10 protein-coding genes are annotated in these 13530 nt (G+C 63.9%); 6 read left to right on the top strand and 4 right to left on the bottom strand.

What is annotated here, in order from left to right; genetic code table 11:
- The first annotated feature begins 26 nt into the window (after window positions 1–26).
- Window positions 27–1115 carry a tRNA epoxyqueuosine(34) reductase QueG gene (queG, locus tag ASF04_RS11820; RefSeq protein WP_056141492.1) on the top strand — a complete coding sequence of 363 codons (1089 nt, stop codon included), beginning with the start codon at window positions 27–29 and terminating at the stop codon, window positions 1113–1115.
- A gap of 45 nt (window positions 1116–1160) precedes the next feature.
- Window positions 1161–2939, top strand: coding sequence for a DUF885 family protein (locus ASF04_RS11815; protein ID WP_056141489.1), 1779 nt, complete (start codon window positions 1161–1163; stop codon window positions 2937–2939).
- Window positions 2940–2948: 9 nt separating this feature from the next.
- Here the strand turns inward: ASF04_RS11815 and ASF04_RS11810 are convergent, their stop codons facing one another.
- Both ASF04_RS11810 and ASF04_RS11805 read right to left on the bottom strand, forming a co-directional pair.
- Entirely contained in the window at window positions 2949–3536 is a 588-nt protein-coding gene (locus ASF04_RS11810) for a response regulator transcription factor (RefSeq protein ID WP_056141486.1), read from the bottom strand.
- A 4-nt stretch (window positions 3537–3540) separates the two neighbouring features.
- Window positions 3541–5568, bottom strand: a complete 2028-nt coding sequence (locus ASF04_RS11805; protein WP_056141484.1) for a PAS domain-containing sensor histidine kinase — start codon at window positions 5566–5568, stop codon at window positions 3541–3543.
- A gap of 100 nt (window positions 5569–5668) precedes the next feature.
- Between ASF04_RS11805 and ASF04_RS11800 the strand changes: the two genes are divergently transcribed.
- The 4 genes from ASF04_RS11800 to ASF04_RS11785 all read left to right on the top strand — a co-directional run bounded on the left by ASF04_RS11800 (window position 5669) and on the right by ASF04_RS11785 (window position 8929).
- On the top strand, window positions 5669–6673 hold the full coding sequence (locus ASF04_RS11800; protein WP_056141482.1) for a TRAP transporter substrate-binding protein: 1005 nt from the start codon (window positions 5669–5671) through the stop codon (window positions 6671–6673).
- A 609-nt stretch (window positions 6674–7282) separates the two neighbouring features.
- Window positions 7283–7789, top strand: coding sequence for a methylated-DNA--[protein]-cysteine S-methyltransferase (locus tag ASF04_RS11795; RefSeq protein WP_056141480.1), 507 nt, complete (start codon window positions 7283–7285; stop codon window positions 7787–7789).
- On the top strand, window positions 7765–8676 hold the full coding sequence (gene xerD, locus ASF04_RS11790; protein WP_056141479.1) for a site-specific tyrosine recombinase XerD: 912 nt from the start codon (window positions 7765–7767) through the stop codon (window positions 8674–8676). The genes ASF04_RS11795 and xerD overlap by 25 nt, the downstream gene beginning before the upstream one ends.
- A gap of 64 nt (window positions 8677–8740) precedes the next feature.
- The gene (locus tag ASF04_RS11785) at window positions 8741–8929 is read left to right on the top strand and encodes a hypothetical protein (protein ID WP_056141477.1); all 189 of its coding nucleotides are present in this window, start codon (window positions 8741–8743) and stop codon (window positions 8927–8929) included.
- A gap of 7 nt (window positions 8930–8936) precedes the next feature.
- Here ASF04_RS11785 and ASF04_RS11780 read toward each other — a convergent pair whose 3' ends face one another.
- Window positions 8937–12050, bottom strand: a complete 3114-nt coding sequence (locus ASF04_RS11780; protein WP_056141475.1) for an efflux RND transporter permease subunit — start codon at window positions 12048–12050, stop codon at window positions 8937–8939.
- 3 nt (window positions 12051–12053) lie between these two features.
- Window positions 12054–13289 carry an efflux RND transporter periplasmic adaptor subunit gene (locus ASF04_RS11775; RefSeq protein WP_056141473.1) on the bottom strand — a complete coding sequence of 412 codons (1236 nt, stop codon included), beginning with the start codon at window positions 13287–13289 and terminating at the stop codon, window positions 12054–12056.
- Window positions 13290–13530: the final 241 nt, after the last annotated feature.

The following is a 13530-nucleotide window of genomic DNA, read 5'->3' as shown; positions in this document are numbered from 1 at the left end:
CGCCAGCGCTTCTATCTTCCACGCCGATGTCCCTGTCCGAATCCAATTTAGCGCAACTGGCCCTGAGCATCAAGCGCTGGGGTGTGGAGCTGGGCTTTGCCGAGATCCGCATCACCGACATCGACCTGTCCCACGCGGAGGCCGGCCTGCAAGCCTGGCTCGACGCCGGCATGCACGGCGAAATGGACTACATGGCCACCCACGGCATGCTGCGCGCGCGCCCGGCCGAACTGGTGCCGGGCACGGTACGGGTGATCAGCGCCCGCATGAACTACCTGCCGAGGGACACGGAAAACGACTGGCGCGAGCGCGAGGCGCGCCGCCTGGCCGACCCCGGCGCGGCCGTGATCTCCGTGTATGCGCGCGGCCGCGACTATCACAAGGTGCTGCGCGCCCGGCTGCAGCAACTGGCCGATAAAGTGAAAGCCGAGATTGGCGATTTCGGCTACCGGGTGTTTACCGATTCGGCGCCATTGATGGAATTGCCGCTGGCGGAAAAGGCCGGCCTGGGCTGGCGCGGCAAGCACACGCTGCTCCTGAGCCGCACGGCTGGCTCGATGTTCTTCATGGGCGAATTCCTGGTCGATCTGCCATTGCCGGTGGACGCCCCCACCAGCGGCCACTGCGGCCAGTGCAGCGCTTGCATCACCACCTGTCCCACCCAGGCGATCCTGGGACCGGGCCGGCTCGATGCGCGGCGCTGCATTTCGTACCTGACCATCGAACTGAAAAACGCCATACCGCTCGAGCTGCGCCCGCTGATCGGCAACCGCGTGTACGGCTGCGACGACTGCCAGACCGCCTGCCCATGGAACAAGTTTGCCGAGCGCGCGGTGTTGCCCGACTTCGACCAGCGCCACGGCCTCGGTGATGCGTCGATGATCGAATTGTTCGGCTGGAGCGCCGAGGAATTCAACCGCAAGATGGAAGGCAGTCCGATCCGCCGCATCGGCCACGAGCGCTGGCTGCGCAACCTGGCCGTGGGCCTCGGTAACGCGGCGGCGGCAGGCGCCAAAGGCGATCCAGCGATTGTCGCGGCGCTGCAGGCGCGCTGCGACGACCCGTCGCCGCTGGTGCGCGAACACGTGCAATGGGCGCTGGCCTGTCACGCCTGACTCGGCTACACTCGGACGGTTTTCCTCCACATAAGGGCCGTGCCGATGCAAACTTCCCCTCCACTGTTAGCGCTGTACGTTGCCGCAGCGTTTACCCTCGCCGCTCCCGCAGCCTCCGCCGCCAAATTCGACGACTGGGCCAACCAGGTCGCCAGCGACAAGGTGCGCAAGGACCCCGAGCAAGCCACGCGCATCCAGTACTTCAAGGGCGCCGAGCAGGACAAGCTCGACGGCCTGCTCACACCGAACACTGTCGCCTACCGCGCGGCTGAAGTGGCCAGTGCCAAGGCCACGCTGGCGAAATTGAACGCGATGGACCAGAAGGCCCTGACGCCGCAGGAACGCGCCGGCATGGCCACCATCGCCTGGAATCTGCAAGGTACCATCGACGGCGCCCAATTCGAGGACCACCGTTTCGTGTTCAACCAGTTCACCGGTCTGCACGTGCAGCTGGTGAATTTCCTCACGCAAGCGCATCCGATCCGCAACCGCCGCGATATCGAGAACTACCTGGCGCGGTTGAAGGCGGTGCCTGGCAAGGTCGATACCGGCATCGCCCGCGCGCGCGACGCCGCCGGCCGCGGCTTCCTGATGCCCACTTTTATCACCCATTCCGCCATCGGCCAGCTCGATCGCTTTCTCGACGGCGGCGCCGACAAGAACGTGTTCGTCACCACCTTTGCGCAGCGCATGGAAAAGGTCAAGGATGTCACGCCCGCGCAGCAGGCCAAATTCGCGGCCGAGGCGCAGGCCATTGTGGCCAAATCGGTGTTGCCGGCATTCGAGCGCACGCGCGCGCTGCTGCGCGAGCAGCTGCCGCGCACCACCGACGATGCCGGTCTCTGGCGCCTGCCCGACGGCGACAAGGCCTACGCGGTGGCGCTGCGCCAGATGACGTCCTCGGACTACACGCCGCAGCAGGTGCACGACATCGGCCTGCGCGAAGTGGCGCGCATCGAGAAGGAAATGGACGGCCTCCTGGTGTCGATCGGTTACAAGGAGGGCTCGATCAAGGAGCGCATGGCCAAGCTGGAAAAGGATTCGCAGCCCAAGGTCGATCCTCAAGCCGACCCGCGTCCTGCACTATTGGAACGCTACACGGCCTACATGCGCGACGCCGAAGTGCGCGCCAAAACGCTGTTCGACCACGTACCGAAGGCGCCGGTGGAAGTGCGCCGCGAGCCGCCGTTTACCGAGAAGACTGCTGCCGCCCACTACAGCGGTCCGGCGCGCGACGGCACCTTGCCGGGCATCTTCTGGGCGCCGCTGCCGGGTCCCGACTTCCGCATCGTCGGCATGCGCACGCTGGTCTATCACGAGGCGGTGCCGGGCCACCACTTCCAGATCGCGCTGCAGCAGGAAAATACCAGCCTGCCGCGTTACCGCCAGGACCGCGTGTTCAACACGGGATCGGCCTTCACGGAAGGCTGGGCGCTGTACGCCGAGCAGCTGGCAGCGGAAAACAACTGGTACGAGGGCGATACGGTCGGCCGCCTGGGCCAGCTCGACGCGGAACTGTTCCGCGCCCGCCGGCTGGTGGTCGATACCGGCCTGCACGCGATGAAGTGGACGCGCCAGCAAGGCATCGACTACGGTATTCCGGCAGCGGAAGTGGAGCGCTACGTGGTGATGCCGGGCCAGGCATGCGCGTACAAGATCGGCATGCTGCGCATCCTCGACCTGCGCGCCAAGGCGCAGGCGGCGCTGGGTGACAAGTTCTCGATCAAGGGATTCCATAACACGGTGCTCGACCTGGGCAACGTGCCGTTGTCGGTGCTGGAGCAGGCGGTGGATGAATGGGTGGCCAGGCAGAAGGCCGCCTGATACAGCAGGCTATTTCAGCAAGCCCGCCAGCTCCACGGCGGTCTTGACCTGCATCTTGTCGAAGATATGCGCGCGGTGCACTTCCACCGTGCGCATGCTGATGCCCAGTTCATCGGCCACCACCTTGTTCATCTTGCCGGCCAAGATCAGGTCCAGCACCTCGCGTTCGCGCACCGACAAGGTGGCCAGGCGCGCGTGGATCGCCGCCATCTCTCCCGCCTGGCGCGAGCCGGCCAGGCCTTCCTGCACCCGGTCCATCAACTGGTTGTCGTTGAACGGCTTCTCGAAAAAATCGAAGGCGCCGCGTTTCAGGGTGTCCACCGCCATCGGCACGTCGCCGTGACCGGTGAGGAAGATCACCGGCATGCGCGCGGTGAGGTGGCGCGCGGCCAGGTGGTCGAACACGGCCACGCCGTTCATGTCGGGCATGCGCACGTCGAGCAGCACGCAGTCGCCGCCGGGATCGAAATCGCCGCTGTCGACCTGTTGCAGGAATTGCAGGGCGCCCTCGTAGGCGCGTGCGGCGATCCCGCGCGAAGTGGCCAGCCAGGTCAGCGCGTCGCGTACGACCGCTTCGTCATCGACGATATGCAGCATGTGTTCAAGTCTCCTCTGTCGCCACCGCCGGTGCTGCCGGCAATACGAATGTAAATATGGTTCCGCCCTGCGGATTGGCGCTGTAAGTGAGCGAGCCGCCATGGAATTCTATCGCAGTGCGGCAGATGTTGAGCCCCATGCCCATGCCTTCGGACTTGGTGGAGAAGAAGGGCGAGAACAAACGCTGCGCCACTTCGTCGGAAATGCCGTGCCCGCGGTCGATCACGGCCACGCTCACCTGGTTCGCTGGCGCGTCGTAAGACGCCACCACGTTGAGCAGGCGCTGGTGTGGCGCCACGTTCTGCATGGCGTCGATGGCGTTGCGGGTAAGGTTGAGCAGCACCTGCTCGATCATCACGTGGTCGGCCAGTACCAGCGGCAGGCCTGGTGGCAGTTCGGTCTGGAACGTCACGTAGCGCTGGCGCGCCTGCAACTCGATCAGGGTGCGGATGCCGTCGAGCAGCGCGGGCAGGGCCACGGCCTGGCGCTGCGGTTCGCGTTTTTTGACGAAACCGTGCACGCTGCGGATGATCTGGCCGGCGCGCTGGGCCTGGGCGCTGGCCTGTTCCAGCGCAGGTTTTAATAGTCCGCCATCGACCGGCGTGCCCTGGTCGGCGGCGCGCCCCAGCACATTCAGGGCGCCGGTGGTGTAGCTGGAAATGGCGGCCAGCGGCTGATTGAGTTCGTGCGCCAGCATCGAGGCCAGTTCGCCCATGGTGGCCAGGCGCGCGCTCGATTGCAGCTTTTCTTCCTGCTGGCGGTTGAGTTCTTCCACCCGCTTGCGGTCCGAGATATCGAGGATGGAACCCATCCAGCCGGTCTGCTTGCCGATGTTGTCCACCAGCGGCGCCTCGAATACCAGCACCGGCACGCGCGAACCGTCGGGGCGCTGGAAGATGGTCTCGAACTGCGGCGTGGCCTTGCCCGCCAGGACCGACGCGAAGCGGCTCTGGTATTCCTCCATCGCCTCCGGCGCCCAGTAGGGCATCGGCGGCAGCTTGCCCACGATGTCTTCGGGCGGGTAGCCGACGATTTCGCAAAACGCCGGATTGACATACGTGATGCGTCCTTCGAGGTCGCGCGCGCGCAGTCCCGTGACCAGGGAGTTTTCCATCGCGGTGCGGAACGACACCTGCTGGCGCAGCGCGCCCTCGGCCGCCAGCCGTTTCGAGATATGGCCCCACAGCGCCACCAGGCTCCATAACAGTCCGAGCGAGAGCACGATCACCGAGCCGACCAGCAAATTGGGCAACAGCTTGGGGGCGCTCTTGACGCTGTCGGTTACGAGCCGCACCGAGGCGCCGGGCAGGTCGAGCGCGCGCTTGTGGGTGTACACGCCGTGGCCGGGGCCAGCGGCGGCGCGGCGCGCCAGTACCTTGTCGTCGCGGTCCACCAGCGTGACCTGGTTGTCCTGGGCGAACCACCACGGCACCATTTCGTCGAGCAGGGCGCTGGTGCGGTACGTGGCCACCAAGTCGCCCAGGTACTCGCCGCCGCGATAGAGCGGCACGTGGTAGTCCATCAGCACTTCGGTGGGGTCGGCAGTGGGATCGCCCGGCCGGGCCTCGGGCTGGGTGTACATGGCGCTGCGGGTCTTGCGCGTCAGTTCCATGGTCGCCTGCGAGGCTGGCGAGAGTGGCACGGCAGTCGGTTGCGTATCGCTGGTGGCCACCAGGTGGCCGTCGGGCCGCAGCCAGAACACGCGCAGCAGTTCATTGCCGTTCTTGAGGATGCGCGCCATGCGGTCGTGCAGCTGGTCGTGCTGCAGGCGGCCGCTATTGATCTCCTGCGCCAGCTGGCGCAGGCTTTCCTCGTCGCGCGCCATCTGGAAGCGGATGGTCTGCTCCACCCACAGGGTGTCGGCAATCAGCTGCTCCTGGCGCTCGTTGCTCTCCATCTGGCGCGCCTGCCATGGCAGCCAGATCAGGATCGCCAGGAAGAACAGCACCAGCAGGATCGGCAGCAACCAGCGCAGCGCCGTGCTCCGTTGCGGACGGGGCACGGCAAAAGGAGAAGAAAGCGGCTGGTTCATGCGGTGGTGGACGGTCTGTATAAAATGGCAAATATTGGCTTTGTCCGGGAGAATCGGTCAAACTACCGGCACAAGTGTATCTTTAAATTCCGGAGACTCCATGAAACTGCGCCTCGCCCTGGCCGCCGCCGTTGTCGCTGTTGCTTTCAGCGCAGCGTTGAGCGGACATGCCTATGCCCAGGCACCGATCGTCATCAAGTTCAGCCACGTCGTCGCGCGCGACACGCCCAAGGGGCAGGCGGCGGAACGCTTCAAATTGCTGGCCGAGCAAGCTACCAAGGGCCGGGTCAAGGTCGAAGTGTATCCGAACAGCCAGCTTTACAAGGATAAAGAAGAGCTGGAAGCCTTGCAGCTGGGCGCCGTGCAAATGCTGGCGCCGTCGCTGGCCAAGTTCGGCCCGCTGGGCGTGAAGGAGTTCGAGGCCTTCGATTTGCCGTACATCTTCCCGTCCAAGGCCATGCTCAACAGCGTGACCGAAGGGCCGATCGGCCGCAGCCTGCTGAAAAAGCTCGAATCGAAGGGCATCACCGGGCTGGCGTTCTGGGACAACGGCTTCAAGGTCATGTCGGCCAACAAGCCGCTGCGCAAACCGGCGGACTTCAAGGATTTGCGCATGCGCATACAGTCGTCGAAAGTGCTCGACGCCCAGATGCGCGCGCTGGGCGCCAACCCGCAGGTGCTGGCATTTTCGGACGTGTACCAGGCGCTGCAGAGCGGCGTGGTGGAGGGCACCGAGAATACGCCGTCCAATATGTATACCCAGAAGATGCACGAGATGCAGAAGTACGTGACCGTGTCCAACCACGGTTACCTGGGCTACGCGGTGATCGTCAACAAGAAGTTCTGGGATGGCCTGCCCACCGAGATCCGCCGCGCGCTCGACAAGGCCATGCAGGAAGCGACCGCCTACGAGAAAGCCATTGCCCAGCGCGACAACGACGCCGCCCTGGAAGCGATCCGCAAGACCGGCAAGACCCAGGTGATCACGCTCACGCCCCAGGAACAGGCCGAATGGCGTGCGGCCATGGTGCCGGTGCAGCGCGCCATGGAAAGCCGGATCGGCAAGGACCTGATTGCGTCGATGAACAATCAGGCAGCGAAGTAAGCGCCAGATTATTGCGCACAAGTCAAAAAACTTGGACTTTTGCGCTGTATCAAACCCATACCATAAAATTAGTCACTCTTCAGAAAATTTAATTTACTCTTAAAGTATCGGTTCAAGGTTGTCATAAAAAAACTGTATTGCGGAGATAAAGATACGTTATGATTGCTTCGCTCTCAGGGATTAACGCATAAGTAAATGCGAACCTTGAACCAGAGCCCCGAATAGTCAGTGGGGAGTGAAGATAGAATCGGTGATCAAAAACCGGCGATAGATTGAGGAGACACACGTTTTACAGAATGCCGTTGCTTAGCCTCTGCAAGCCGCCACAAGCGTGCGTTAGGGTAGTTGCCCGGGCAGATACACAGGCAGGTAAATGGCCGGGAACGTGAAGCAGGATTTGAAAGCGCACCTAAGGGTGCGCTTTTTTTTGTCCGTTTTTTTTGCCCAGGCCCCGTACAATGCCGGGTGGCGCCGACGAAAACCGCGCCCGGGAGGTAGTCGCCTCTCCCTTTCGTGTAGTAAATGCGCAACATCTTGGTGCATCGGCACAACAGAACGCGACCCTTTTTGGTGCATTTGGATAGAAAAATTGTGACGAAAATACCACAAGTGTATGAAAATTTTTCGGCTGTGCTGGCCCTGCCATTTGGCAAACTGGGCATTCGCACCGTGGCGGGGCAGATTACCGAGCTGTGCTATTTGCCGCCCCATGTCGAGGCAAAGGCACCTACCGACGCGCCCGCCCGCCTGGCCGCCGAGCAATTGCAGCGCTACTGCGCCGACCCGTCCTTTGTCTTCGACCTGCCGCTGCGCCCGGCCGGCACCGACTTCCAGCGCAAGGTGTGGGACGCCATCAGCTCGATTCCGGCCGGCAGCATGCGCACGTACGGCGAGCTGGCCAGGCACGTCGGCTCCGCGCCGCGCGCGGTGGGCCAGGCCTGCGGCGCCAACTGGTTTCCGGTGGTAATTCCGTGCCACCGGGTGACCGCTGCCGGCGGCCTGGGCGGCTTTTCCAATAGCGACGACCCCAACGGCTACCTGCTGGGCATCAAGCGCTGGCTGCTGGCGCACGAAGGATCGAGCGAATACGCATGGCAACAAACAACCCTGATCTGATCGACGAGTTCTGCGACAGCTTGTGGCTCGAAGACGGCTTGTCGAAGAACACGCTCGATGCCTACCGGCGCGACATGCGCCTGTTTGCCACCTGGCTGCAATCGCAGCGGCCCCACCTGGGCGAGGCCAGCCTGCTGGCCGTGGCCGGGCACGATATCGAAGCGTACCTGGCGGCGCGCCATGCCGACAGCGGCAAGGCGACGTCGTCCAACCGCCGGCTGTCGGTGATCAAGCGGTTTTACCAGATGCTGGTGCAGCGGCGCCGCTTGACGGACGATCCCAGCCTCAAGCTCGCGTCCGCCAAACAGCCGCAGCGCTTCGTCCACACCTTGAGCGAAATTCAAGTGGAGGCGCTGCTGGGCGCGCCCGACTTGAACACGCCGCTGGGCCTGCGCGACCGCACCATGCTGGAGTTGATGTATGCGAGCGGCTTGCGGGTGTCCGAGCTGGTCGAGCTGAAAATGCTCGAACTGAGCATGAACGACGGTGCGCTGCGCATTACCGGTAAAGGCGCCAAGACGCGGCTGGTGCCGTTCGGCCAGCAGGCGCGCGTGTGGATCGAGCGGTATGTGAAGGACGCGCGTGGCATCATTCTCAACGGCCAGGTCGATGACGCGCTGTTTGTCACCGGGCGCGGCGGCGCCATGACGCGCCAGATGTTCTGGGTATTAATCAAAAAACACGCGCTCAAGGCCGGGATTACCGTGCCGCTGTCGCCGCACACCTTGCGCCATGCGTTTGCCACCCACTTGCTCAACCACGGCGCCGACTTGCGCGTGGTGCAGCTGTTGCTCGGCCATTCAGACATTTCCACCACACAGATTTACACCCATGTAGCCCGTGAGCGACTGAAGTTGCTGCATGCGGCGCATCATCCTCGCGGCTGAATTACTTGCGTTTGGCTCAAGTGCGTCATAATGTGGTCAGATGACTCACTAGAAGAGGTAGCAAATGGCAAAGACAAACTATTCGTACGAAAAACGTCAGCGAGAACTGGAAAAGAAGAAGAAGGCTGACGAGAAGGCGCGCCGCAAGGCCGAGCTGAAAAATTCGGGCCAGGAAGAGGGTAGCGAAGGCGCCGAAGGCGGCGATGCAGACGAAGCGGGCGCCGAGCCTGCCGACCCGGCGCCCAAAGAATAGTTTTAATTCACTCCACCGCCTGCAATGCGGGCGCCGGCGCATCCGCGTGCTGGCGCCGCTTGAAGTACCGCACGCAGCGCTTGCCCAGGTGATCGAGGTAGGTGTATGCCACCGGTACCACCACCAGGGTCAGGATGGTGGACGTGATCACCCCGCCGATCACGGCGCGTCCCATCGGCGCCTGCGTTTCGCCGCCTTCCCCCATGCCAATTGCCATCGGCAACATGCCAAACACCATCGCCAAAGTTGTCATCACGATCGGCCGCAGCCTTACCTGGCCGGCGCGCATGATGGCCTCGAATTGCCCCATGCCTTCCTGTTGCGCCTGGTTGGTAAAGTCCACCAGCAAGATCGCGTTCTTGGTCACCAGGCCCATCAGCATGATGAAACCGATCACCGAGAAGATGTTGAGCGTGCTGCCCGTGACCAGCAGCGCCACCAGCACGCCGATCAGCGAGAGCGGCAGCGACATCATGATGGCCACCGGTTGCAGGAAACTGCCGAACTGCGACGCCAGCACCAGGTAGATGAAGATCACGGCAATCCCCAGCGCCACCATGGCCGAGGTCATACTCTCCTGCATTTCCTGGGCATTGCCGCCGACGTCGAAGCGCACGCCGTCGGGCAATACGATGCTGTCGATGGCCTGCTTGATATCGCTGTCGATGTCGCCGCCGGGGCGGCCCTGGGTGTTGGCGTAAATCGCCACGCGGCGTTGTAGCGCCTGGCGCTTGAGTACCTGCGGGCTGAACGCCGGCACAAAGTCCACCACCTGGCGCAGCGGCACCATCAGCGGTGCGCCGTCGGGCCCTAATTTGCTCGACGCCAGCGACAGGTCGGCCAGGTCGGCCACGGTCTGCCGGCCCGATTTGGGCAACTGCACGTTGACTTCGTAGTTCTGGCCGTCGGCAGCGAGGAAGTGGCTGGTGGTGTCGCCGGCGACGAACGGGCGCAGCGCCATGCCGATCTGCTGCACGGTCAAACCGAGGTCGCTGGCCAGCTCGTTGTTGATCTTGATGTTGGTGGACGGGTTGGCGCCTTCCTGGCTGTACTCGAGGTCCACCACGCCACGGATGGCGCGCATCTTGTCCATCAACTGGTGGGCCACCTTGTCGAGCTTGGCCTCGTCGGTGCCGAGGATGGCGATGAAGATCGGCTTCCAGCCCACCGACATGGTAATGCCGGCGATTTTACTTAACCGCTCGCGGATGCGGCGTTCCATCTCCTTTTGCGACGGCCGCTGGTGGTGCGCACGGTCGAGCAGCTTCATGTCGATCTGCGCCGTGTTGCGGCCGTCCTGCGTGCCCACCACGGCGGTCACGCTGGCAATTTCCGGAAACGCCTTCAGGGCCGCTTCCACCTGCTGCACCTTGTTGTCCGTGTATTGCAGGCTGGAGCCGACCGGCGTTTTCATCTGCAGGTTGACCCAGCCGTTGTCCTGCTCCGGCATCATCTCGCCGCCGATCATTGGCACCAGCAGCAGGCTGCCGGCAAACAGCGCTACGGCGGACGCCAGCGTGAGCTTGCGCCAGCGCAGCGCAGCCGCCAGCACCTTGCCATACACCACGTGCAGCTTATCGACGCCGCCCTCGAGCCAGTGCATCAGGCGGCCGAGCCACGGCGCATATTTGAAGCGGTCCTTGACCGGGTCGGGCCACACCGACGAGAGCATCGGGTCCAGCGTAAAGCTGACGAACAGCGACACCAGCACGGCCACTGCCACCGTGATGCCGAACTGCAGGAAGAAGCGGCCGATAATGCCCTGCATGAATGCCACCGGGATGAACACGGCCACGATGGCAAACGTGGTGGCCATGACGGCCAGGCCGATCTCGTTGGTGCCGTCCGCCGCTGCCTTGTGATGGTTCTTGCCCATGCCGAGGTGGCGCACGATGTTCTCGCGCACCACGATGGCGTCGTCGATCAAGAGGCCAATGCACAGCGACAGCGCCATCAGCGTGAGCATGTTGAGCGTGAAGCCGAAGAACTTCATGGCGATGAAGCTGGCCAGCACCGAGATCGGCAGGGTCAGCCCGGTGATGATGGTCGAGCGCCACGAGTGCAGGAAGAAGAACACGATCACCATGGTCAATACCGCGCCTTCGACGATGGTGCGCTTGACGTTGTCGAGCTGGGCCTGCACCTTCACCGATTCGTCGTTGAGGATGGTGAGGGTGATGTCGCTTGGGAGCGTCTGGCGCAACTCAAACGCCACTTTTTGAATGCGCTGGCCCACTTCCACCACGTTGGCGTCCTGCACCTTGGTGATGTCGAGGATGACGGCGCGCTGGCCGTTCAGGCGCGAGATCGACATTTCTTCCTGGGCGCCATCGACCACGGTGGCCACCTGCTCCAGGTACACGGGGCCGTTGGCGCGGCGCGCCACGATGATCTTGTTGAAGTCGCGCGCCTGCTTCATCTTGCCTTCCACCCGCACCAGGCGCTCGTCGGCGCCCAGGCTGATCGAGCCGGCCGGCAGGTTGGCGTTGGTGGCGGTGATTGCATTGATCACTTCATCGACGCCGACCGCCTGCGCGGTCATGTCGGCCGGGCGCAGGTTGACCAGGATCTGGCGCGCGGCCATGCCGTTGAGCCGCACCTGGCCCACGCCGGCCACGCCCTGGAAGCGCTTGCCGATGATCTGGTCGGCCATGGTCGACAGATCGCGCAGGCTGTGGGCGCTGGCGGTGAGGCCGATCTGCGCCACCGGCCGGCTGTTTTCACCCTCGAAGCGGACGATGAACGGATCTTTCGCCTCGCGCGGGAAGCGCGGGCGCACCATGGCCACCTTGTCGCGGATGTCCTGCATGGCCTTGTCCATATTGGTGGACAGTTCGAACTCCACGTACACGGCGCCGCGCCCTTCCCACGAGTTGGCACGCAAGGTCTTGATGCCGCTGACGGTGTTGACCGACTCTTCGATGGGCCGGGTGATGTCGTTCTCGACCGCCTCGGGCGAGGCGCCGGGGTAGTTCACTTCGATCATGGCGCCGGGAATTTCGACGTTGGGCATCGCTTCCATGCCCAGCTCGCGGTACGAGAACAGGCCCAGCACCATCAACGCCACCATGACCATGGTGGCAAACACCGGGTGGCCGATGCTGATTTTGGTGATCCACATGGCTCAGCCTTTCTTCGGCTGGGATGCTGCTGTCGTTGCCGCAGCAGCAGTGGGGGCAGCTTCAGCAGGCAAGCTGACCTGCGCACCCGGTTTCAGGGCAGGCAGTTTTGAAACGATGACCCGCGCGCCATCTTGCAGCCCGGCCACCACCTGCGCCGTGCCTTCGTCGTCGTTGCGCAGGCCCAGCGTGACCGGCTGCGCCACCACCTTGCCGTCAGCTATGCGGTACACGACCTGGCGGCCGTGATCGTCGCGCAGCGCGGCCAGCGGCACCACCGGCGCCACGTCGGCGCGGTCGGTGACGATGGCGCCCTTGGCGAACATGCCGGCCCGCAAGGCCGCGTCGTCGTTGCGCACGGCGATATACACGAGCAGCGCGCGCGAGCCGGCCTCGGTGGACGGGTTGATGCGCGCCACCTTGCCGGTGAATTCGCGCTGCTGGTAGCCATCGACGCGGAAGCGCACGTCCTGGCCCACGCGCACGCGCGGAATTTCCGAGGCCGGCACCTGCGCCTCGAGCGTCAGTTCGGCCAGGTTGACGATGCTGAACACCGGCATGTCGGGCGCCAGCTTTTCGCCGGCCTGCACGTGGCGCTTGCTGACCACGCCTGCAATCGGCGCCCGGATCACGCCGTCCTCGAGTGCGATGCGGGCGATCTCGACCATCGCCTGCGCCGACTTGACGGCAGCGCGCGCCAGTTCCACGCTGTTCTGGGTGGCGTCGTAGGCATTCTGCGAGATGTATTTTTGCGCCAGCAGCGCGCCGCTGTTGCCTTCGTTCTTGGTGGCCATGGACAACCGGGCCTGGGCTTCGTCGAGTTGCGCCTGCTGCTGTTGCAGCCGTGCGCGCAGGTCGGCCTGGTCGATGCGCGCCAGCACCTGGCCGGCAGCCACCGCCATGCCTTCCTGCACCGTGGTCGTTTGCACCACGCCCGAGACCTTGGACTTGATGGTGGCCGATGAAAGGGGCGCCAGCGAGCCGGACAAGGGCAAGCTGAGCGCCAGTGATCTGGCGGAAATAGCGGCCACGTCGGCGCTGCCGAGTTCCAGTACCGGCGGCTGTTCCGCCACCTTGGTGGCCGGGACCGGCGTGGCAGGCGCCGGCGCACGCTGCAGGGCAAACCAGGCGCCGCCGGCCAGCACGGCCACGACGGCGGCTGCCAGTACCGGCTTGCGCCATAGATAGGCCGGGGCGCGGGCAGTGTGGAGGGGAATCGGGTGCGGGGCGGTCATGGTCATGGCGTTCTTCTGTTTTTTTCCGGTGCGAGGGTTTCGCATGCTGGCACTGTAGTCATTTACAAGGGCGCAAACGACCGCCATGCGACAGGTGGCGCAAAACCAGGGCTGAACTGCACAAAACCGCGCCTGAACGCTGTCGAACGCGATAAAAAGCATACGAGCGCGATTGAGGGAGGTCAAACGCGGCCGTTTGATGTAGCGCAAGAATGGCGTAGGCCCGGCAGGGCGCCTTTTGAAAGGT

The sequence above is a fragment of the Duganella sp. Leaf61 genome, assembly GCF_001421905.1.
In the GTDB taxonomy this organism is placed as follows: domain Bacteria; phylum Pseudomonadota; class Gammaproteobacteria; order Burkholderiales; family Burkholderiaceae_D; genus Rugamonas; species Rugamonas zoogloeoides.
Note: the sequence above shows the minus strand (reverse complement) of the source record. Positions and strands in the feature narration are given on the sequence as shown.

Bases quoted from the DNA above. Each gene is read 5' to 3' on its own strand.
- ASF04_RS11815 (WP_056141489.1), top strand. From the start codon at position 1,161: ATGCAAACTTCCCCTCCACTGTTAGCGCTGTACGTTGCCGCAGCGTTT.
- queG (WP_056141492.1), top strand. From the start codon at position 27: ATGTCCCTGTCCGAATCCAATTTAGCGCAACTGGCCCTGAGCATCAAG.
- ASF04_RS11810 (WP_056141486.1), bottom strand. From the start codon at position 3,536: ATGCTGCATATCGTCGATGACGAAGCGGTCGTACGCGACGCGCTGACC.
- ASF04_RS11785 (WP_056141477.1), top strand. From the start codon at position 8,741: ATGGCAAAGACAAACTATTCGTACGAAAAACGTCAGCGAGAACTGGAA.
- ASF04_RS11805 (WP_056141484.1), bottom strand. From the start codon at position 5,568: ATGAACCAGCCGCTTTCTTCTCCTTTTGCCGTGCCCCGTCCGCAACGG.
- ASF04_RS11780 (WP_056141475.1), bottom strand. From the start codon at position 12,050: ATGTGGATCACCAAAATCAGCATCGGCCACCCGGTGTTTGCCACCATG.
- xerD (WP_056141479.1), top strand. From the start codon at position 7,765: ATGGCAACAAACAACCCTGATCTGATCGACGAGTTCTGCGACAGCTTG.
- ASF04_RS11775 (WP_056141473.1), bottom strand. From the start codon at position 13,289: ATGACCATGACCGCCCCGCACCCGATTCCCCTCCACACTGCCCGCGCC.
- ASF04_RS11800 (WP_056141482.1), top strand. From the start codon at position 5,669: ATGAAACTGCGCCTCGCCCTGGCCGCCGCCGTTGTCGCTGTTGCTTTC.